The 20,681-nt window shown below is 42.7% G+C and carries 15 protein-coding genes and 12 tRNA genes; 2 read left to right on the top strand and 25 right to left on the bottom strand.

Going from position 1 to position 20,681, the window contains the following annotated elements; genetic code table 11:
* Nucleotides 1–35 precede the first annotated feature (35 nt).
* The 8 genes from AC6CIB_RS23110 to AC6CIB_RS23075 all read right to left on the bottom strand — a co-directional run bounded on the left by AC6CIB_RS23110 (nt 36) and on the right by AC6CIB_RS23075 (nt 8,882).
* Nucleotides 36–407, bottom strand: a complete 372-nt coding sequence (locus tag AC6CIB_RS23110) for a VOC family protein (RefSeq protein ID WP_498284625.1) — start codon at nt 405–407, stop codon at nt 36–38.
* Nucleotides 408–525: 118 nt separating this feature from the next.
* Entirely contained in the window at nt 526–978 is a 453-nt protein-coding gene (locus AC6CIB_RS23105) for a helix-turn-helix domain-containing protein (RefSeq protein ID WP_498284623.1), read from the bottom strand.
* Between the two features lie 196 nt (nt 979–1,174).
* Nucleotides 1,175–2,281 (bottom strand): o-succinylbenzoate synthase, encoded by a 1,107-nt coding sequence (menC, locus tag AC6CIB_RS23100; RefSeq protein WP_498284640.1) that lies wholly within the window; start codon nt 2,279–2,281, stop codon nt 1,175–1,177.
* Entirely contained in the window at nt 2,271–3,761 is a 1,491-nt protein-coding gene (locus AC6CIB_RS23095; RefSeq protein WP_498284621.1) for an o-succinylbenzoate--CoA ligase, read from the bottom strand. The genes menC and AC6CIB_RS23095 overlap by 11 nt, the downstream gene beginning before the upstream one ends.
* A gap of 336 nt (nt 3,762–4,097) precedes the next feature.
* Complete coding sequence (menB, locus tag AC6CIB_RS23090) at nt 4,098–4,916, bottom strand: 1,4-dihydroxy-2-naphthoyl-CoA synthase (protein ID WP_498284619.1); 819 nt, start codon at nt 4,914–4,916, stop codon at nt 4,098–4,100.
* 15 nt (nt 4,917–4,931) lie between these two features.
* Nucleotides 4,932–5,741, bottom strand: a complete 810-nt coding sequence (menH, locus tag AC6CIB_RS23085; RefSeq protein ID WP_498284617.1) for a 2-succinyl-6-hydroxy-2,4-cyclohexadiene-1-carboxylate synthase — start codon at nt 5,739–5,741, stop codon at nt 4,932–4,934.
* Nucleotides 5,738–7,480: a 2-succinyl-5-enolpyruvyl-6-hydroxy-3-cyclohexene-1-carboxylic-acid synthase gene (menD, locus tag AC6CIB_RS23080; protein ID WP_498284615.1), complete on the bottom strand. Its 1,743-nt coding sequence runs from the start codon at nt 7,478–7,480 to the stop codon at nt 5,738–5,740. The genes menH and menD overlap by 4 nt, the downstream gene beginning before the upstream one ends.
* Nucleotides 7,473–8,882 (bottom strand): isochorismate synthase, encoded by a 1,410-nt coding sequence (locus AC6CIB_RS23075; RefSeq protein WP_498284613.1) that lies wholly within the window; start codon nt 8,880–8,882, stop codon nt 7,473–7,475. The genes menD and AC6CIB_RS23075 overlap by 8 nt, the downstream gene beginning before the upstream one ends.
* Nucleotides 8,883–9,185: 303 nt before the next feature.
* On the opposite strand from AC6CIB_RS23075, the gene AC6CIB_RS23070 reads away from it, so the two are divergent.
* Both AC6CIB_RS23070 and AC6CIB_RS23065 read left to right on the top strand, forming a co-directional pair.
* Complete coding sequence (locus AC6CIB_RS23070; RefSeq protein WP_498284611.1) at nt 9,186–10,109, top strand: 1,4-dihydroxy-2-naphthoate polyprenyltransferase; 924 nt, start codon at nt 9,186–9,188, stop codon at nt 10,107–10,109.
* A gap of 113 nt (nt 10,110–10,222) precedes the next feature.
* Complete coding sequence (locus tag AC6CIB_RS23065) at nt 10,223–10,987, top strand: TraR/DksA C4-type zinc finger protein (RefSeq protein WP_498284609.1); 765 nt, start codon at nt 10,223–10,225, stop codon at nt 10,985–10,987.
* Nucleotides 10,988–11,025: 38 nt separating this feature from the next.
* On the opposite strand, the gene AC6CIB_RS23060 is transcribed toward AC6CIB_RS23065, so the two are convergent.
* The 17 genes from AC6CIB_RS23060 to AC6CIB_RS22980 form a co-directional block, all read right to left on the bottom strand.
* Nucleotides 11,026–13,431, bottom strand: coding sequence for a glycogen/starch/alpha-glucan phosphorylase (locus AC6CIB_RS23060; RefSeq protein WP_498284607.1), 2,406 nt, complete (start codon nt 13,429–13,431; stop codon nt 11,026–11,028).
* Nucleotides 13,421–14,866, bottom strand: coding sequence for a glycogen synthase GlgA (glgA, locus tag AC6CIB_RS23055; protein WP_498284605.1), 1,446 nt, complete (start codon nt 14,864–14,866; stop codon nt 13,421–13,423). The genes AC6CIB_RS23060 and glgA overlap by 11 nt, the downstream gene beginning before the upstream one ends.
* The gene (locus AC6CIB_RS23050) at nt 14,863–15,891 is read right to left on the bottom strand and encodes a GlgC family sugar phosphate nucleotidyltransferase (RefSeq protein ID WP_498284603.1); all 1,029 of its coding nucleotides are present in this window, start codon (nt 15,889–15,891) and stop codon (nt 14,863–14,865) included. Before AC6CIB_RS23050 ends, glgA begins: the two co-directional genes overlap by 4 nt.
* A gap of 39 nt (nt 15,892–15,930) precedes the next feature.
* Nucleotides 15,931–17,088, bottom strand: a complete 1,158-nt coding sequence (locus tag AC6CIB_RS23045) for a glucose-1-phosphate adenylyltransferase (RefSeq protein WP_498284601.1) — start codon at nt 17,086–17,088, stop codon at nt 15,931–15,933.
* 16 nt (nt 17,089–17,104) lie between these two features.
* Nucleotides 17,105–18,985, bottom strand: coding sequence for a 1,4-alpha-glucan branching enzyme (glgB, locus tag AC6CIB_RS23040; RefSeq protein WP_498284599.1), 1,881 nt, complete (start codon nt 18,983–18,985; stop codon nt 17,105–17,107).
* A gap of 413 nt (nt 18,986–19,398) precedes the next feature.
* Nucleotides 19,399–19,470: transfer RNA gene (locus AC6CIB_RS23035), tRNA-Glu, on the bottom strand.
* A 6-nt stretch (nt 19,471–19,476) separates the two neighbouring features.
* Nucleotides 19,477–19,567 (bottom strand) — tRNA-Ser (locus AC6CIB_RS23030).
* 4 nt (nt 19,568–19,571) lie between these two features.
* A tRNA-Asn gene (locus AC6CIB_RS23025) sits at nt 19,572–19,646 on the bottom strand.
* A gap of 9 nt (nt 19,647–19,655) precedes the next feature.
* Nucleotides 19,656–19,732: transfer RNA gene (locus AC6CIB_RS23020), tRNA-Ile, on the bottom strand.
* 9 nt (nt 19,733–19,741) lie between these two features.
* Nucleotides 19,742–19,815: transfer RNA gene (locus AC6CIB_RS23015), tRNA-Gly, on the bottom strand.
* Nucleotides 19,816–19,834: 19 nt separating this feature from the next.
* Nucleotides 19,835–19,910: transfer RNA gene (locus tag AC6CIB_RS23010), tRNA-His, on the bottom strand.
* A 22-nt stretch (nt 19,911–19,932) separates the two neighbouring features.
* Nucleotides 19,933–20,008 (bottom strand) — tRNA-Phe (locus tag AC6CIB_RS23005).
* Nucleotides 20,009–20,059: 51 nt separating this feature from the next.
* A tRNA-Asp gene (locus AC6CIB_RS23000) sits at nt 20,060–20,136 on the bottom strand.
* 91 nt (nt 20,137–20,227) lie between these two features.
* Nucleotides 20,228–20,301, bottom strand: a tRNA-Met gene (locus AC6CIB_RS22995).
* A 36-nt stretch (nt 20,302–20,337) separates the two neighbouring features.
* Nucleotides 20,338–20,430: transfer RNA gene (locus AC6CIB_RS22990), tRNA-Ser, on the bottom strand.
* A 17-nt stretch (nt 20,431–20,447) separates the two neighbouring features.
* Nucleotides 20,448–20,524: transfer RNA gene (locus tag AC6CIB_RS22985), tRNA-Ile, on the bottom strand.
* A gap of 4 nt (nt 20,525–20,528) precedes the next feature.
* Nucleotides 20,529–20,605 (bottom strand) — tRNA-Met (locus AC6CIB_RS22980).
* Between the last annotated feature and the right edge of the window lie 76 nt (nt 20,606–20,681).

Raw genomic sequence — 20,681 nt, 5'->3', positions numbered from 1 at the left:
AGATTCAGCTCTGAGCTTTTCTTCTAACCTCTAATTCACCTGTGTTGATCAACAAGAATCGGATTGCCATCAGGATCTTCAATCGTGAAACTTGCAGGGCCTTCGCTTGATTCATCTGCTTCAGACAATATTTTTACCCCTTGTTCTTTCAGCTGCTTTTGAAGGTCCCGAATGTCCGTAAATGAATCAAGGTTTTCGGCATTTTGATTCCATCCTGGATTAAAGGTCAGAATGTTCTTTTCAAACATGCCTTCGAACAGACCAATTACAGTACTTTCATTCTTCATAATAAGCCAATTTTGGGCAATGTCCCCTCCTAAAGTTTGAAATCCAAGTCTTTCGTAAAATGCTTTTGATTTATTAATATCTTTAACACTTAAGCTTACAGAGAATGCACCTAGTTTCATATTCCCTCCTTATAAAAAAATATTAATTAGAATTTTATTCATAGTTAAAGTATAGTTTTGGATTTGGAAAGATACAACATTCACCATTCTTGTTCTTCAATCAGGGTTTTCTGATGTGTTAATCTTCTATATATTTTTCTTTAAGAATATCCGTACCGATCCCGCCACCTATCATTAAAATCAACGGTCCAAAGTTCCAAATAAACGCATCTCCAATCAAAGGTACATCAAAAGCAGTAAATTTATTAAGAAGAAAAATTCCTATTTTGGCCAACAAGAAAACAACACCTATTAAAAATAGTAATTCAAACATCGATTTTAGTTTTGGATGCGCCAATTGCTTACTATCCTTGATTACTTTCTCTGTCAATTCCTCATCACTCCTCAACAATTCATCGATTGTCACTCCAAAAAGATCACTTACTTTAATGATGATTTCAATGCTGGGATAATTCTGACCAGTCTCCCACTTTGAAACCGATTGCCTACTGACAAAAAGCCTTTCTGCTAATTCTTCCTGGGACCAGCCTCTACCCTTTCTCTCACTTTTTAATTTCTCTCCAAAGATCATTCTACTAATCACCTTTCATTCATCTATCATTTATTATTGCCAATCACTCTATAAAAAGTAAAGATAACCGTGGTTGCACTGCACTGCAACTACTGGTTGCCACCTGAAATAACGGTACAATAATCATTAAATTGAACAAATAAGCAGGCTCCCAGACGGAACCTGCTTATTTGTTCAATTTAATGATTGGGGGTATTTACTGGTTAAACATTTCTTTACCTATTGTCACATTACCTAACCGTTTTCTATTCAACTCCACTCCTATCCCCGGACCAACCAAACGATCCGCCACACCATTTTTTACGACGATAGGAGAAGCAATGATATCTTCTTCCCAATATTTCGAGGAGGAGGAAATATCCCCGGGAATCGAGAATCCCTCGAGAGTGGCAAGGGCAAGATTATGAGCCCGGGAAACCCCAAACTCGATCATGCCTCCGCACCATACTTTGATGTGATTCTCCTGGCACAACCGGTAGATTTCCAAAGCACTTGTGTACCCTCCGACTCTGCCAAGCTTGATATTGACAACTCCGCAGCTATTTAAATAGATGGCACTCTTCATATCATGAGGGGTTACGATGCTTTCATCCAAACAAATCGGAGTCGACAGCTCCTTTTGCAAAAGAGAGTGTTCTACTAAGTCTTCAACTCCCAAAGGCTGTTCGATCATCACCAACCCATACTCATCCAATGCCTGTAGTTGGGCTTTGTCTTCAAGGGAGTATGCTGAATTGGCATCTGCCAATAGAGAAAGAGAAGGAAAATGGTCCCTCAACTCTTTCACAATCTCCCCATCTGCTCCAGGAGAGATTTTCAGTTTTATGCGCTGATACCCTTCTTGCACAAGTTCTCCAGCCTGCTGGATCATTTCGTTCAAGGAGTTGGCACCTACGACTGCACCGGCAAGAATTTCACGACGCGTCCCACCTATCATCTCCCAGAGAGGAACGTTCTGCTCCCTTGCATAGAGATCCCATAAAGCCATTTCAAGTGCAGCCTTTGCCATTGAATTTCCCCGAACGGCTGCGAATCTGTTTCCGATTTCTTCAGGGTGTTGAAATGGGTTGCTGTACACTAGAGGAATGAGTACATCCTTTAGCATATGATAGGATGTTTTCACGGTTTCTTCTGTATACCACGGTGTGGAAAAAGCAACCCCCTCTCCCAGTCCAATCAATCCGTCGGCATCTTGAACCTCAACGATGATCCCTTCCCTTTTTTCAACGGTTTGCAGATGGGTCACAAATGGCTTTTTCAATGGCATCGATATGAGGTGAAGCGTAATGGATTTAATCTTCATCGACATACAGTCCTTTTTCCCACTGATCCCTCAACACTCTTCTCAACAGTTTATTCGAGGCATTTCGTGGTACCTCATCTACAAAGATAATTTTCTTCGGCTGTTTATATGACGCTAGATTATCACTGCAGTAGTTTAAGATCTCTTCTATTGTAAGACGCTCTTTCTTAACGATAAACGCACAGGGAATTTGCCCCCATGTGTCGTTTGGAATTCCTACCACCCCGGCATCCTCTACCCCGTCACAGCCTAAAAGTACACTTTCAATTTCCGCAGGGTACACATTTTCTCCCCCGGAAATAATGAGGTCTGATCGCCGGTCCAATACAAATAAGAATCCCTCTTCATCTACATAACCGATATCCCCTGTATGGAACCAGTCACCTTCAAAGCTTTTCGCATTGGCTTCCTCTCTTCGGTAATACCCGTTCGTTACATTCGGGCCTTTTACCAGAATTTCACCCTCTTGATTTGCTAGAGCTGCACCGTCTTTATTCTTGATTCTTAATTCGGCAGGAAAAAGGGGCTTCCCGGCGGAACCCAGCTTCGTCATACTGTATTCAGGTGATAACGTCACGATTTGAGAAGCCGTTTCAGTCATTCCATACGTTTGAAATACGGGTACTCCCTTATCCTTACAAGCTTGAAATAATGGAAGTGGTGCTGGCCCGCCGCCTAACAGCATACAGCGGAAATTAGGGTGATACGTCCGGTTCCCGGTATCTTTCATCAATCGCTGAAGCATATTGCTTACAACCGACATGATCGTGACTCTTCCACTTTCAAGCTCCTGATTAATCCCTTTCACGTCAAAAGTTTCAAACAGTCGTACCTTCATTCCATAAATCACACTTCTCATAAGAATCGAATATCCGCTTATATGAAAGAGAGGAACCGAGCAAAGCCAGGCATCATTTTCACTTATTCCGAGATTCAAAGAAGATCCAATAGCACTCCACCAATGGTTACCATACGATTGAAGAACTCCTTTTGGCGCTCCGGTCGTACCTGATGTGTACATAACCGAGCATGCTTGGTCTAACTGAAAATAATCCTTTACTTTAAAGCTTGTATGGGCTGTTTGCAGCAATTGAGAGAATGGGATTCCATCAACGTGTTCCCCTAAAAAAGACAGCTTGTGCTCAAACTCATCGTCATAAAGGACCGTCGATAACTCCATATCCTGTATTTGAAAAGATAATTCCTTCGAACTTAGTTTGTTATTTAATAGTACAGTCGTGAATCCGAGCTGTTGAATGGCATGAACGACCAACACAGATTCCACTTTATTTTTAATCATAAGTCCCACAAAAGGATGTGCAGAAGATTTCACTATGGTATGAAGCTGCTCACCGATGTGAATTGCTTTTTCCCAGAGCTCTCCGAAGGTATATTCCACATCACCATTACTTATTGCCACCCGATCAGGGGTTAAAAATGCTCTTTGTTTAAGCCAGTTAGGCAATTGCTGTGTTGTCATCCTGTCATTCTCCATTCCTTTCTTATTGGTTCTCTTTACCGTCTTTAGTTGCAGAGCTTTACTGGATCTTTTGGTCTTTGTTGCGGACTTTCGGTCATTGTTGCGGCACTTTCGGTCGTTGTTGCAGCACTTTTGAACTTTGTTGCGGCACTTTTGAAGAAACATGTGCCACTTTCGAAGAAACTTGTGCCACTTTTTAAGTTTGTTGTGCCACTTCCCACAAAACTTGTGCCAAATTGTGAACAACAAGAATAACCAAGATCATGATTTGTATCCAGCAACTCTTCATTTAAAAAAGCCCGACGAATCTATAAAGATTCATCAGGCCACCCTAGATCAAGGGAAACGAGGGAATTGTCCAAAGTCCGGTTTACGCTTTTCTTTAAATGCGTCTCTACCTTCCTTAGCTTCATCCGTTGTGTAGTAAAGAAGTGTAGCGTCACCTGCAAGCTGTTGCAGACCCGCCAATCCATCTGTATCCGCGTTGAATGATGCCTTTAAGAAACGGAGGGCAGTAGGACTGTTCTCCAGCATTTCTGAAGCCCATTGAACCGTTTCTGCTTCAAGCTGCTCATAAGGAACAACTGTATTGACTAGGCCCATTTCAAGCGCTTCTTGTGCATTGTACTGACGGCACAGATACCAGATTTCTTTCGCTTTCTTATGACCGATGATACGAGCAAGGTATCCTGCCCCGTATCCAGCGTCAAAGCTTCCTACCTTAGGACCTGTTTGTCCGAAAATTGCATTGTCAGCAGCAATCGTCAGGTCACACACAACGTGAAGAACATGTCCGCCCCCGATTGCGTATCCCGCTACCATCGCAATAACCGGTTTAGGAATAACACGGATTAAACGTTGTAAGTCCAGTACATTCAGACGTGGAATTTCGTCTTCCCCTACATATCCGCCATGTCCGCGAACTCTTTGGTCTCCACCAGAACAGAATGCTTTCTCACCTGCACCTGTTAAGATGATCACACCAACCTTAGAATCATCACGAGCATAAGCAAATGCATCGATTAATTCCATTACAGTTTTAGGACGAAAAGCGTTGCGAACTTCTGGTCGATTGATCGTGATTTTTGCGATTCCGTTATATGTTTCGTATAAAATATCTTCGTAGTTTCTTTCTGAAATCCATTCAAAAGCCATTGGTTTCTTCCTCCTTTATGTAGTAAACAATAGATCCTCTATTATTGTACCAAACTTTCGCGGTTCTTCCACATGAATTGCATGACCTGTGTTAGAAATTGTTATGATTTGAAAGTCAGGATTGAGTCTTTTCATTTCTTCTGCAATATGAACAAACTTCTGATCCAACTCACCGACAAGTAAATGGACTGGAAGAGAGAGCTCGCAAAGCTGGTCCCACCATGAGGCTTGAGCCCCTGTCCCCATTCCTTTTAAGCTATTGGATAACCCCAAAGGAGACTGACCCAGACGCTGCTTCCGAATCTCGGCACGCTCATCAAGAGTTAGTCTTTTTTGAGAAGCAAACAAAGGAATCTCTTCCCAAAAGTCGACAAAGGCTTCCATTCCTTCTCTCATGATCCTGTCGGCTAACGCATGGTCTTTTTTCCGCCGTTCCACTCTTTCTTCACTCGTTTTCAATCCGGGAGAGGCACTTTCAAGAATCAAGGCCTTCACCTTTTGAGGATACCTCATGGCGAAGTGAAGAGCCGTCCGACCTCCCATGGAATAGCCGATCAAGATCGCCTGGTCTACTTCAAGTGCAGACAAAATAAAAACAAGATCATTTGATACATGATCCATTGTATATCTTGATGGATCTTCAGGAGATTCCGTGCCGCCATGACCAATCAAATCAATGCTTACACACCTATAGGTGGAAGATAATTGATCGGTGATTCGTGACCATGTCGTCGTATCCCCCGTAAAACCATGAAGAAAAACCAAAGGCTCTCCTTCTCCTTTAACTTCTACAAAATAACGAATATCATTCACTTGAAGAATCAATGAGCTCCACCCTTAAATTTCTTCACCATTTCCCGGGAAACAAAATCCCACAAATTACGATGATTTGCTACATTTTCTTCACGGTTCGTCATTACTTCAATGATTTTCAAGCCATTTCTGTCCTGTGCTTCCGTTACAGCAAGAGCGAATTCTTCTTCTGATTCCACTCGGAAATAACCGGCATCGTAAAGCTTGGCAGCATGAGAAAAATCCAGATCCATCGGCGTGCCGAACAGATCTTCAAAGTATTCACCTTCACTCGCTTGCGGAAGGTAAGAAAAGATTCCCCCACCATTATTATTAAGTACCACTATGGTCAGATTCAGCTTATATTTTTTCCCAACGAGGAGGCCGTTTAAATCGTGGAAGAAAGCAAGATCCCCAATCAAAAGGTACATGGAATCTGAGCAGGTGCTCATTCCAAGTGCTGTCGACACCACGCCATCAATTCCGTTCGCTCCTCGGTTGGCATAGATACCGATTGACTGATTATTACTAAAGAAAAACGTATCCATATCCCGTATCGGCATGCTGTTGCTGACAAAGACATTCGACTTTTCAGACAGGTGTTGAATAAGTTCACTTACTGCCCTTCCTTCATCCCACGACTGATGACCTTTTAAAAGCAGTTCCTTTGTGGAATGATTCACATTCTTCCAGTGATTGATCCATTCATTAGAACCATCGCGACTTGCTTCATTGATCATGCTTTGACAGAATAGGCCCTCATCACAATAGATGTATTCCGTCCCTTTGGCAATGGGATCCTGCCACTCTTCACCCGGACTCACGATCCAGTATGGAATTTCCGAAAGACTTTTCAGAAACAACATGAGAGGCTTTGAAACAGGCATGGCTCCGAAACGAATCACAATTTCAGGATGCAGGCTCTCCTTTATTTCATCAATCTTCAAGAACGTATCATAGGTATCGATAATATGTGCCTTCGAATGAGAACCGCTCCTCATCTGGGAGAGGGGGTCCGCTGCGATTGGAAAACCGAATTGCTCACTAAATTCAACGATTGAGTCAGTCGAATCACTATTCAACCCAGGTCCGCAAATGATCAGACCTCTCTCTTTATTTCCGAGTATCCCTAGAAGCTCTTGAGAGACAGAGGCAGACAGACTCCTTTCTCCGTGAAGGACCCTTTTCACCTGTGAACCTGTTGAATAAGAAACGTCCTTTAAATCAGGAATTAACGGTTCTCTAAATGGAAAGTTAAAGTGAACGGGTCCTTTCGGTTCTCCTATTGAAAGTCCTATTCCTCTAGACGCTGAAGATCTTGCATATTCAAGCATGGACGGACTATTTTCTGGCAGTGCCATATCCACTGTCCATTTTACATGTTTTCCATATAGATCCAGCTGATCAATCGCTTGCGGGGCACCTACCTCCCGCAACTCATGGGGACGATCAGCCGTCAGCACGATCAATGGCACTTTCGCGTAGCGTGCTTCAATAATCGCTGGATAATAATTGGCTGCTGCCGTTCCCGATGTACAGAGGATGGCGACCGGCTTTTTCTTTGCCTTCGCAACCCCTAAAGCAAAGAAAGCAGCCGAACGTTCATCTACATTAATATATGTTTTCACTTCAGGATGATGGGCGAATAACAACGCCAAAGGAGTAGAGCGAGAGCCAGGGCTGATGACTACTTCGTCTACTCCATTTCCAACTAATTCTTCAATAAATGTCGCTAAATAATGAGTTAACTTCTGCTGATGTTCATCAATCATGGACGTTTCCCCCTAATGCTCTTAGCATCGGTCGAAATTTCATTTGTGTTTCTTTAAATTCACTTTCAGGTTCGGAATCTGCCACAATTCCGCACCCTGCATATAAATAAGCCTTATCTCCCTGAAGGAGACCTGAGCGAAGGGCAACGGCATACTCTCCATTTCCATAGGCATCGATCCAGCCTACAGGACCTGCATATAATCCCCGATCCATCTCTTCCTCTTCCCTGATTACGTGCAATGCTTTATCCCTCGGAACTCCACCTAATGCAGGAGTCGGGTGTAATTTTCCCACAAGTTCCAAAAGGGATGTATGTTCAAATGCCTGTCCAGTGACAGGAGTATATAAATGCTGAATGTCTTTCAGCTTCATCAATTGAGGCGATGGTGGTATCGTCAATGACTCACAGTAAGGTGCAAGAGCCTCATGGATGCTCTCAACAACAAGCTGATGCTCGTAACGGTTCTTCTCATCCTGGAGGAGCTCACCTCCCAGTTTCTCGTCGTTTTCCAGCGTATCCCCGCGAGCGATGGACCCTGCTAGACAGGTGGAAAGAACATCATCTCCTGTTTTCTTTACAAGTCGTTCAGGCGTGGCTCCAATAAAACAGCTTTCTTCCCTTTCAAAACTGAATACAAAGCTATCCGGCTGCTGCTTCCACAAATTATCCAATACAAAGTCAGATGACACCTGGGTATCAAACAACACTTCACATTTTCTGGCAAGCACTACCTTATCCATCTCACCCTGTTTTAAACGATTCACCACATTTTGAACAGAATCCTTCCACTCTTGAGGCTTCATATCCCGATTTCGCAGCCATCGGGGCTGTTCAGGTATAATTGGCATCACCGCGTTTTCAAGAAGCTCTTCTTTGATCCTTAAAAAGTCATGGAATAAGCTTTCTTCCGATTCTTCCGGATGACAAATGAAATTCATCGTTAAATAATTGGATTTCCCCGGTTTTGTCAGCATAAACATCGGTAATTGAAACGTACCGCTCGAGAATTGCTCCCACTCTTCTCCGATATCATTAAGCGGATCAAAGCTAAAGCCCCCAAATAGCAAAGGTCCTGTGCCTGCAATTTCTTCCCCGGTCACAACTACAGACTCCTCAATTAAGCGCTTCCACTCTTTCTCAACCGTAAAAAATCGGTCATTTATATCATTTGCAGACATGATATGAGCTGCTCCAAGACCTACCAGCGTGATGGTGTGATCACGATCCTTCCATAAAAAACGCTCTCCGATAAAAGAACTTCCTCCATAATAAAAAGAAAGAGGATCCACTGCATCTACTTCCTCCACTATGCTGAGAAGGACGGGGTGATGTATTTGTTTAGCCTTCATCCTGGCTGTATCATATGCTTTTTCAATTTTGGTTTTATGAATGGTAACCAATTGAATTCCCCCAAACAAAATCACGTACGATATTCAAACTTATTTTAAGATACACCTGTCTTTAAGGTGTGTCAACGAAGTATAAGGCATGTTTACAATTTTTATCCTTATTATATATAATAAACCCTTTTTCCCCTTTTGAGAAACCAAAAGCGTTGTAAAAGTACTCAATTACTGGAAAATAGCACCTTCACGGATTTTGAAAAAATGATTGACAGTCCTCTTCCCTTTACCTACACTTTAATCTGTAAAGGAATTGTAATGTTTTCTGAAAATTCCTTATTGCGTAAGGGAGAGAATATGATGGAACAACAAGCATCCAATGTTTTGGAATCAGATAAAGGGTGGAAAATCTGGTGGCAGCTTACAAGGCCCCACACTCTAACAGCAGCATTCGTACCTGTTTTACTAGGCACTGTTCTTGCACTTCAATTTACTACGGTAAGCGTATCATTATTTGCAGCCATGCTCATTGCCTGCTTGCTCATCCAGGCTGCTACCAATATGTTTAATGAGTATTATGACTATAAGCGAGGCCTGGATACAGAGCATTCTGTCGGTATCGGGGGAGCAATTGTCCGGAACGGGGTCAAACCCTCCACGGTCATAAACCTCGCCTTTTCACTGTACGGAATTGCACTTTTATTAGGAATTTATATTTGTCTTAATAGCACATGGTGGCTGGCACTCATAGGTATAGTGTGCATGGCAGTGGGGTACTTTTATACTGGCGGACCTATGCCAATTGCTTACACGCCTTTTGGAGAAATCGTCGCTGGGTTCTTTATGGGACTTGTGATCATTCTCATATCGTTTTACATTCAAACTGGATATATCAATGGGGACAGCATCCTATTATCCGTTCCTATATCTATTTTAGTCGGCTCCATACTGCTGGCTAACAACATCCGCGACCTGGACGGGGATAAGGAAAACGGCCGTAAAACCATCGCCATTCTTTTAGGAAGAAAAGGAGCGATCGTCCTTTTGGGCGGCATGTTTGTTGTATCCTATGGCTGGATTATCGGGCTGGTCCTTACAGGCGTTTCATCACCTTGGCTATTCGTTGCCTTTCTTAGTATTCCGAAAGCAGTCAAGGCCACCACAGGATTCATCGGTAAAACACAGCCGATCGAAATGATGCCCGCTATGAAAGCCACCGCACAAACGAACACCATCTTTGGATTCCTTTTATCCATTGGACTATTACTCGCATATATGCTATAAAAAAACGTGAGTCGACCCTTCATTTCGGGACGACTCTTTTTTTTATGTTTTAACAACCCCACTTTCGGATAAAGTATGGTTAGTACATTATTTAAGCGAACATAATGAAGGATGTGAAGAAATTGCTAACAGACAGCCAAAAACAGACACTAAAACAAGAATTGGTTCAACAGGAAAAACAGTTACAAGAACATTTACATCAGGATTTAGATAATCTTCACCATACAAATGAACGTGATAACTCAGGTGAACTCTCCCTTTACGATAATCATCCTGCCGACATGGGAACAGAGTTATATGAACGAGAGAAGGATTTCGCCATAGATGATCACGCCAAACTTGAACTAAATAAAATCCACAACGCCCTGCAGGCGATCGAACAAGGAACATATGGCCAATGTAAAGAATGTGGTCAGGAGATTCCTTATGACCGTTTGGAAGTCATTCCAACGACACTTTATTGTAAAGATCATTCACCGGAACAATCGACACCTCAGGATAGACCCGTAGAGGAAGATGTACTGCAGCCGCCTGTTGATAATGAATTCAGGCATGAAACAGACGGAAATGTCCGTGATGATCAAGACAGCTTTCAGGAAGTAGGACGCTTCGGTACATCCGAAACACCTTCTGACTTCGAAGGTGATCATGAAGACTATTCGGAATTGTATCAGGATGAGGACACATCAGAAGGATTTACCGAGAATTTCGAATCCTTTGTCGGAACCGACATGGAAGGCTCCAACCGCAGGACATATCCTTCGAAAACCCATGAAGAATATGAGGATATGCTGGATGAAAATAATATGGAGTCTGCATTAGGTGATATTCCGTATAAAGATGGCGACAGTTATATTTCTGATAAGAAGAAGAAATAATTGAAAAAGCTTGGGGAAACTTTTCCCCAAGCTTTTTCCTACTTTATTAAACTGCCCTGTGCAATGCCCCATATGTCCTTCGCATACTGCTCAATCGTCCGGTCACTCGAGAAATAGCCGGAGTTGGCAATATTCTGCAAGCACATTCGTGACCAATGCTCTTTATTTTCATACGCTTTTCCTGCTTGTTCATGAGCCCTGACATAGGAGTCGAAATCCCTCAGAACAAAGAATTGATCGTTCTCGGTTAATAAGGAGTCATAAATAGTTTCAAAATGGTCACCTGCATCAGGAAGTGTATCGTCAATCAATTGATTCAACACCCTCTTAATGCGGGTATCATAGTGAAAATACTCCATTGCATAATATCCACCGTGATGCTGATATTTCATCACTTCATCAGCCGTTAAACCAAATATAAAGATATTCTCTTTTCCTACTTGCTCAAGAATCTCAATATTAGCCCCATCTAATGTTCCAATGGTCAAGGCTCCGTTCATCATGAACTTCATATTTCCTGTACCAGAGGCTTCTTTGCTGGCTGTTGAAATCTGTTCTGACAAATCAGCTGCGGGAATGATTTCTTCAGCTAATGATACCCGGTAATTTTCCAGGAATACGACTTTAATTCTCCCTTTTACAAGTGGGTGGTCATTCACCAGATCCGCTACAGAGTGAATCAGCTTAATGATTTTCTTCGCATAGTAGTAACCAGGGGATGCTTTTGCTCCAAAAATGAACGTTCGTGGATGAAAATCAAAGCTTGGATCTTCCACACAACGATTATAAAGGTGAAGAATGTGTAAAACATTCATCAACTGGCGTTTATACGCATGTAGCCGCTTCACTTGAATATCAAATATCGAAGTAGGATCCACTACGATTCCATTACTTTCAAATATTCGATCTGCGAGCTTCTGTTTATTTTCCTGTTTAACATCATACAGGTCCTTTAGAAACGCCGTATCATGATGGTACCCTTTCAAGTCCGCTAATTTACCGGGATCCTTAATCCACCCATCCCCGATGGAAGACGATATCAGATTCGACAGGGACGGATTGCTATTCAGCAGCCATCTTCTATGTGTAATGCCATTCGTTTTACTATTAAATTTATCAGGATAGTATTGATAGAATAAGTTCATTTCTCGTAACTTTAAGATCTCAGTATGAATCTTCGCTACACCATTCACACTAAAGCTTCCTACAATCGCAAGATGAGCCATTTTCACCTCATCATGAGAGATGATCGCCATATCTTCTATCCGCTTCCAATCACCGGGATACTCCTTCCACAACTCCTGACAGAATCGCTCATTGATTTCATTCACGATCATATGGATGCGGGGGAGCAGGGGTTGGAAAATACGGATCGGCCATCTCTCCAATGCTTCTGAAAGAGTCGTATGATTTGTATAGGCAAATGTATTCGTCGTGATTTCCCACGCTTCTTCCCATTCAAAGGAATACTCGTCAAGAAGGACCCTCATCAGTTCTGGAATCGCGAGAACCGGATGAGTATCATTGATATGGATTGATATATTCTCATGCAGTTCCTTCAGGTCACCATTTCGATACAGGTAGGAATCAAGAATCGAACGGATACTTGCTGATACCAAGAAGTATTGCTGTTTAAGCCGGAGGATTTTTCCTTCTTCATGGGTATCGTCAGGATAAAGAAATTCGGTGATCGCTTCAGTATCACGCTTGTATTTCATCATATCTTTCCCGGCTTTATAGGCAGCGGGCTCGGCACTCCATAAACGAAGAGTATTGACCGTCGACGTTTCATACCCTACTACAGGCATATCATAAGGAACGGCCGCTACAACTTCTGCATCCACATGACGAAACTTCAATACATCATTATCCGTATAAGATTCCACCTTACCCCAGAAAGGCACTTCGACGGTAAGATCTGACTTTCGAACCTCCCATACATGTCCATGACGCAGCCACTGCTCCGGAAGCTCCATCTGAAAACCGTTGACAATCTTTTGTTCAAACAATCCATGCTTGTAACGGATCCCATAGCCATGGCCAGGTAAATTAAGGGAAGCCAATGAGTCCAGGAAACATGCAGCCAAGCGACCCAGACCGCCGTTTCCGAGCCCGGCATCGTGCTCAACCTCTTCCATTTCAGCAAGGTCTATTCCCAGGTCCTTCAATCCCTTATCCACAATATCGTAGATTCCTAAATTCATCAGGTTCTGGCGAAGCAGGCGTCCCAAGAGAAATTCAATCGATAAGTAATACACCTGCTTTTGTTTACTGAACCGGTACTGCTCATTTGTATGAATCCAGTTCATCGAGATGTATTCCCTTATCAGATGACCTAATGTAAAAAACTGATCCTGACTGGTGGATTCAGGAAACGTCTTTCCATACATCATTTCAAGCTTCTTCAGAAACATTTCTTTAAATTCAATTGGATCAGAAAACATGGCTTTCACTCCTTGATACCAGGTCAGCATATAGTTGATTATACTTAAAGGCCGATTGGGCCCAACTATAATCTTTATTCATTGCAGTTCGTACAATATGATTCCATGTTTCCCGATCTTCGTAGAAATACGATAGAGCTCTTTGATAGGTGTAGAGCATATCGTGAGCATTAAAGTTCTTAAACGAAAAACCGTTCCCTGTCTTCGTTTCATCATTATAGGATTCAACCGTATCGTTCAATCCGCCGGTCTCCCGGACAAGTGGAAGGGCACCATATCTCATGGCAATTAATTGACCCAGTCCGCACGGCTCGAACTTAGAAGGCATCAGGAACAAATCACTGGCAGAGTAAATCTGTTTTGCCAGTTCCTCATTAAATCCGATTTGCACTCTGACCTTTTCCGGATACGTCCATTCCATCTCCCTGAAGAACTGTTCAAACTCCCAATCCCCTGTTCCCAACAGGACAAACTGAACATTTTCCCGGATCATTTCATGAAAGACGCCCCTGACCAGTTCAAGCCCTTTTTGGTTCGTTAACCTTGAAATGATGGATACAAGAGGGATTCCTTCATTCTCCTCCAGTCCGAGGCTTTTTTGCAGATGGCGCTTCGCCTGCTTCTTCCCATGAAGGTTGCCGCTGAAATAAGGAAACTCTCCCTCATCAGGATTGTATACTTCATCGTCGATCCCATTGAGGATACCCAATAATTGGTTGTATCGTTGACCCAGGATATTATGAAGCTTTTCTCCATAGTAAGGCGTGAGGATTTCCTCTTTATATGTAGGACTCACCGTTGTAACAAAATCCGAAGAAATGAGCGCCCCTTTCATGAAATTGATATTTCCATAAAACTCGAGGTATTCATGATGAAAGTACCTCTCGGGGATGCCTAACAAGTCAGTCATCACCTGTTTAGGGTAAATCCCTTGAAATTGCAGATTATGAATGGTGAACACGCTACGGATAAAAGAATAGCCGGGTCTCTCCTGATACTCGCTTCTCAACAAGAATGGAACCATGCCTGTGTGCCAATCATGACAGTGAATCACATCAGGATAAAAATCGAGGACAGCGATACTTTCCAATACGGCTCTTGTAAAGTACGCGAATCGCTCCCCATCATCAAAATATCCGTATAGTCGATCCCGATTAAAATAGTATTCATTGTCGACAAAATAATACGTTACTCCACTTTCAGTGTACTCTTCAATCCCACAATACTGATTTCGCCAGCCAACCGACACGAAAAACTCTTTCTTTCGTTTCATTTTCGAACGAAACTCATGAGGGATTCCACCGTATTTAGGCAGAATCACCCTGACATCCGTCCCTAAATTTCTTAATTCCTTAGGCAGGGCACCTGCAACGTCCGCTAAGCCTCCAGATTTAATAAAAGGGACACACTCGGATACTACAAATAACACTTTCACGAATTCATCAGCGCTCCTTGAATCATCCCTTTGCGAATGACTATTGGGTTGTTTGAATCTCCGATAAGCTTTACTCCATCCTCGATTTTCACATCTTTATCTAAGATCACATTCTCTAGTACACAGTTATCTCCAATTTGGCTCTTCTGCATAATGATGCTGCCCGAAATCGTTGTATTTTTTCCAACCTTCACCGCTCTGAACATCGTAGAATTCTTCACTTGGCCTTCAATGAAGCATCCATTGGCGATGATGCTATTTTTCACACTTGCAGCTGATGTGTAGCGTGTAGGCGGCTCATCCTTCACCTTTGTATAGATTGGCATATCTTTCTTGAACAGCTCTTTCCAATAAGATAAGTTCAGTAGCTTCATGCTGGCATCATAGTATTCTTCAATGCAATCAATCGTTTGAACAAATCCATCATGCTCATAGCCGCACACTTTAAAACCGCTATCCATGTCCTCGACGACATCCTGCATACATGTATAGCCTGTTTCACGTCGTTTCTCAATCAAATCAATGAGTGTATTCGTTTTCACCAAGTACATGTCTAAAGAGTTTCCGTTATGACGCATTTCAGTTATATCACAGCCGATTCGTATATGGCGTTCCAGGACCGGTTGGTAGTCAATATTACATAACGTAAAGCAATTGCTGATCAACGCGTATTCCTGTGTACTTCGATTAAAATAGTCCAGATGATGAGCGAAGTGATTAAATGATCCCACACCCTCTTCACTTGCTTCCAAGCCTGGTGCCGGGAAGAAAAACAACCCATCACGCTTTCGGTTCAGATCCCAGTTCTTCCCCGAGCCAAGATGATCCATAAGGGAACGGTATTGAAACTTAGGGAAGATCGCAACGGAACCAATATCTGAATTCACCATATTGGAGAGTACAAAGTCGATCAAGCGGTATCTGCCCGCAATCGGAAGGGCCGCTAATGAACGATGTAACAGTAAATCCTCTAACGAATCATAGTAACTAGTAGCATCAATAACTCCAAGCATTGTATTTTTCAAAACACTTCCTCCTCTTATGTTGTAATGTGGTCTTCAACCTTACACTTTTTCTTGTTCCAGTAGTGTTTCAATGAATGATTCCGTAACCAAAATGATTTCATCCGATCCTTCTTCCGGCATGATGCATAGGCCGCTCGGAACCTTGACATTCGACGGCACGATCGCCTGCTCGATATAGGCGTTTTCCCCAATGACAGCTTCCGGCATAATGACTGAGCGACTGACATACGCTCCCTTTTTCACTGTGGTTCCTTGAAACAGGACGGATTTCCGAATGGTACCTTCAATCGTACATCCTTCGTTCACAAGAGATCCCTCAACAGAAGCTTCTTCAGAAATATATTGAGGCGGCTCATTTGGATTAACCGAATACACTCTCCAGTCGTGATCGAACAGATTCAGTTCATTTTCCTCATCAATCAAGTCCATATTGGCTTCCCATAGGCTCTTAACCGTTCCGACATCTTTCCAGTACCCTTTAAACGGATAAGCCATCAGCTTTTTCTTCTCATCAAGCAGCAAAGGGATAACATCCTTCCCAAAGTCATGGCTGGAATCGGGATTACGCTCATCCATCTCCAAGTAATCCTTAAGCACTGAATAATTGAAAATATAGATACCCATTGAAGCTAGATTACTCTTAGGAAAAGCCGGTTTTTCCTCGAACTCCGTGATTCTCATTTCCTCATTCGTGTTCATAAGGCCGAACCTGCTTGCCTCATCCCAGCCTACATCAATTACAGAAATCGAGACATCTGCTTTCTTCTCAATGTGATAATCCAGCATCTTGCTGTAATCCATCTTGTAAATGTGATCTCCTGATAGAATCAATACATATTCAGGATCATACTGATCAAGATAATTCATATTTTGATAGATTGCACTCGCCGTTCCTGTATACCAGCGCATCTCAGATGATTCCGCATAAGGCGGCAGTACGGTCACTCCGCCATTTTTACGATCAAGATCCCATGCACTTCCAATCCCGATATAAGAATTCAGTACTAATGGTTGGTACTGAGTAAGGACACCCACCGTATCAATCCCGGAGTTTGTACAATTGCTCAAAGTGAAATCAATAATGCGGTATTTCCCTCCAAAAGGTACGGCTGGTTTTGCCAGGCTCTTTGTCAATGAGCTTAACCGGCTCCCTTTTCCACCTGCTAATAACATTGCTACACATCTACCTTTTCCCATCCTTTTCTCTCCCCTTTCAATCTATTGGTTTTAAATAAACGGCTGCGTATGGTGGAATCGTCATTTCCACATATCCATCTCTTCCATGGTACGACTCTATGTGCACATTAAGAGGCAATGGATTCACCTGATGAGAACCACCAAATCGTTCATCATCGCTATTCCAAATTTCTTCATAAGAAGAAACCTTATTCACACCCACCTTATACTGGTGAAACACATGAGGGCTGAAATTACAGATCACTACAAGATGATCCCCCTTCTCTTTCCCATTTCTGATAAAAGAGAAAATCTGTTGCTCTGCATTATCCACATCCACCCATTCAAATCCTTCTGAACGATGATCCATTTGGAATAATGGTTCAGCACCTTTATATAAATGCATAAGCTCTTTAAAATATGAATTGAATTTGTGATGAAAATCGTAATCCAATAAATGCCAATCTAATTCCTCTAAATCCTTCCACTCTGAAAACGGGGCAAGTTCACTTCCCATAAACAGAAGCTTCTTCCCTGGATGAGCCATCATATAGCTCAGGAGCAGCCGGTATTGAGCGAATTTCTGCCAGTAATCACCGGGCATTTTATTCAATAATGACTTCTTCCCATGTACCACCTCGTCATGGGAAAACGGAAGCACATAATTCTCTGAATACGCATATAACAAGGAAAATGTTATAAGAGAATGTACATGCCTTCTTTCAGACGTATCTGTTTCCATATATTTAAGGACGTCATTCATCCATCCCATATTCCACTTATAATTAAAGCCAAGTCCTCCATAATGAACAGGGGACGTCACCTGAGGCCAGTCTGTAGAATCCTCTGCTATCATCAAAATGGAAGAGTCATACTCAAAAACGGCCTTATTCAAATTTTTCAAAAACTGTAAGGCTCCCTCATTAGGAGCGAGCTCTCCCTGGTTTGCCCAGTAAATAATATTGGCCACTGCATCAATCCGGAAGCCATCAATATGGTACAGATCCATCCAGAAACGTGCATTCGAAATCAGGAAGCTTCTCACTTCCCCCTTACCTAAATCAAAATTTGCCGTTCCCCACGTATAATTCTCACGGTCCCGTTCCTCTCCATATTCATAAGCAAACGAACCATCAAATTCATATAACCCGTGGGCATCTTTACAAAAATGACCCGGGACCCAATCCAGAATCACGCCGATATTATGTAAATGACATTCATTCACGAACGCCATCAATTCATGAGGTGAGCCGTAGCGACTAGTCGGAGAATAATAACCAGTACCCTGATACCCCCAAGAACGATCAAATGGATGCTCCGTGACAGGCAGCAACTCAATATGTGTAAATCCTTGTTCTTTCACATGAGGAATTAATTGCTGTGCTAATTCCTTATAAGAAAGAAACTTCCCCGCTTTCTTTTTCCATGTGCCTAAATGTACTTCGTAAATTGCCATAGGCTTGTCATAGACCGTCGAACTGGCTCGATGCTCCAGCCATTCCTCATCCTCCCATGAAAACCCCTGCAGCTCATATACTACGCTTGCAGTATTTGGACGCTTCTCAGAAGCAAAACCATAGGGGTCTGCCTTCAGCTTCTTTGAACCTGAGGGAGTCGTAATCTCGTACTTATACGTTTCTCCCGATAGATCCTCATCAATGCGAATCGTCCATAAACCTTCATTATTCCGCCTTGTAAGTTCATACCCGATTCCATTCCAATGATTAAAAGATCCAACCAATGAAACATGTCTTGCTTTCGGTGCCCAAACGCAAAATTCTGTATAGGTCCCAGTAGAATCTCTTCTCACATGTGAACCCATAAACTGATAGGCCTGCTGCAAATTTCCCTCATGAAACAAAAAAACATCATAATCTGATATGGTCATTGCGTTCATCATCTCACCTACATTTTTCAATCTACTTACTACTTTCTTTCAACTTCATCAAAATCCTCTTTATAATCGTCGCTCAATTACGACAATTTCCTACATACATATGATAAAACGGTTCACTTTTGGAAAGTCTTACTAAATGGTAGGGTTTACATTGGAAGAACATAGGGGAAACGTGTTGAATTCATAGCGGAATTTGTCGAAAGTTTTTTAATTTAGAAAAGTGAAATATTCGGTAAATGTAGAAGGATTCCGGTATTTTGTATGGTTTTTGACTGGAAGGGTGATGGATATGTGGTGTCGAATGGAGGAGGGATTGGCTAGGAGTGATAAATCAGGCAGTTGCATATTTATGTTGAATAGTTGGCTAAATTTAATTATGTATAACTATATGTACAACAAAAAAAGACTATCAAAAATGATAGTCTTTTTTTAAATGACCCATACGGGATTCGAACCCGTGTTACCGCCGTGAAAGGGCGGTGTCTTAACCGCTTGACCAATGGGCCGGAATATGGCGGAGAAGGAGGGATTTGAACCCTCGCGCCGGTTGCCCGACCTACACCCTTAGCAGGGGCGCCTCTTCAGCCACTTGAGTACTTCCCCATATTGGCTCCGCAGGCAAGATTCGAACTTGCGACCGATCGGTTAACAGCCGATAGCTCTACCACTGAGCTACTGCGGAATAATGAAATGGTGGGCCTAAGTGGACTCGAACCACCGACCTCACGCTTATCAGGCGTGCGCTCTAACCAGCTGAGCTATAGGCCCATTGAGAATTGGAGCGGGTGAAGGGAATCGAACCCTCATCATCAGCTTGGAAGGCTGAGGTTTTACCACTAAACTACACCCGCACTATTTATATAAGAAATATGGGGCGACTGATGGGAATCGAACCCACGAATGCCTGAACCACAATCAGGTGCGTTAACCACTTCGCCACAATCGCCATAATGTCTTCAAATAGAAAATGGTGGCTCAGGACGGAATCGAACCGCCGACACATGGATTTTCAGTCCATTGCTCTACCAACTGAGCTACTGAGCCTTACTTAGAGTAAAATATTTAATTATGACCCATAATCTTATTAAAAGAAAATGGCGGTCCGGACGGGACTCGAACCCGCGACCTCCTGCGTGACAGGCAGGCATTCTAACCAACTGAACTACCGGACCAAAGTTTTTTCGCGATAGCGAAAATAACTATCCATGCGTGACTCCTAAAAGATTAATGATAACCTCTTATAAAATTAAGTCATAAATGGTATTGCGGGGACAGGATTTGAACCTGCGACCTTCGGGTTATGAGCCCGACGAGCTACCGAACTGCTCCACCCCGCGACGATATAAGTATGGAATTTACCATAAAAGAAAATATGGAGGAGGAAGGGGGATTCGAACCCCCGCGGGCTATGACACCCCTGTCGGTTTTCAAGACCGATCCCTTCAGCCGGACTTGGGTATTCCTCCGTAATGAAAATGGTACTTGGTGGACCTTGTAGGACTCGAACCTACGACCGGACGGTTATGAGCCGTCTGCTCTAACCAACTGAGCTAAAGGTCCCTTTTGGTAGCGGCGGAGGGGATCGAACCCCCGACCTCACGGGTATGAACCGTACGCTCTAGCCAGCTGAGCTACACCGCCAAGATACATTTATTATTCATTTGATTTTTACTTAAGCGAAAATCAATGAGGTTTATTTTACTTTCGTAAAAAAACT

The organism is Rossellomorea sp. GQ25, assembly GCF_059758515.1.
The sequence above is the reverse complement of the archived record's forward strand: the minus strand, read 5'-3'. Positions and strand labels throughout refer to the sequence as shown.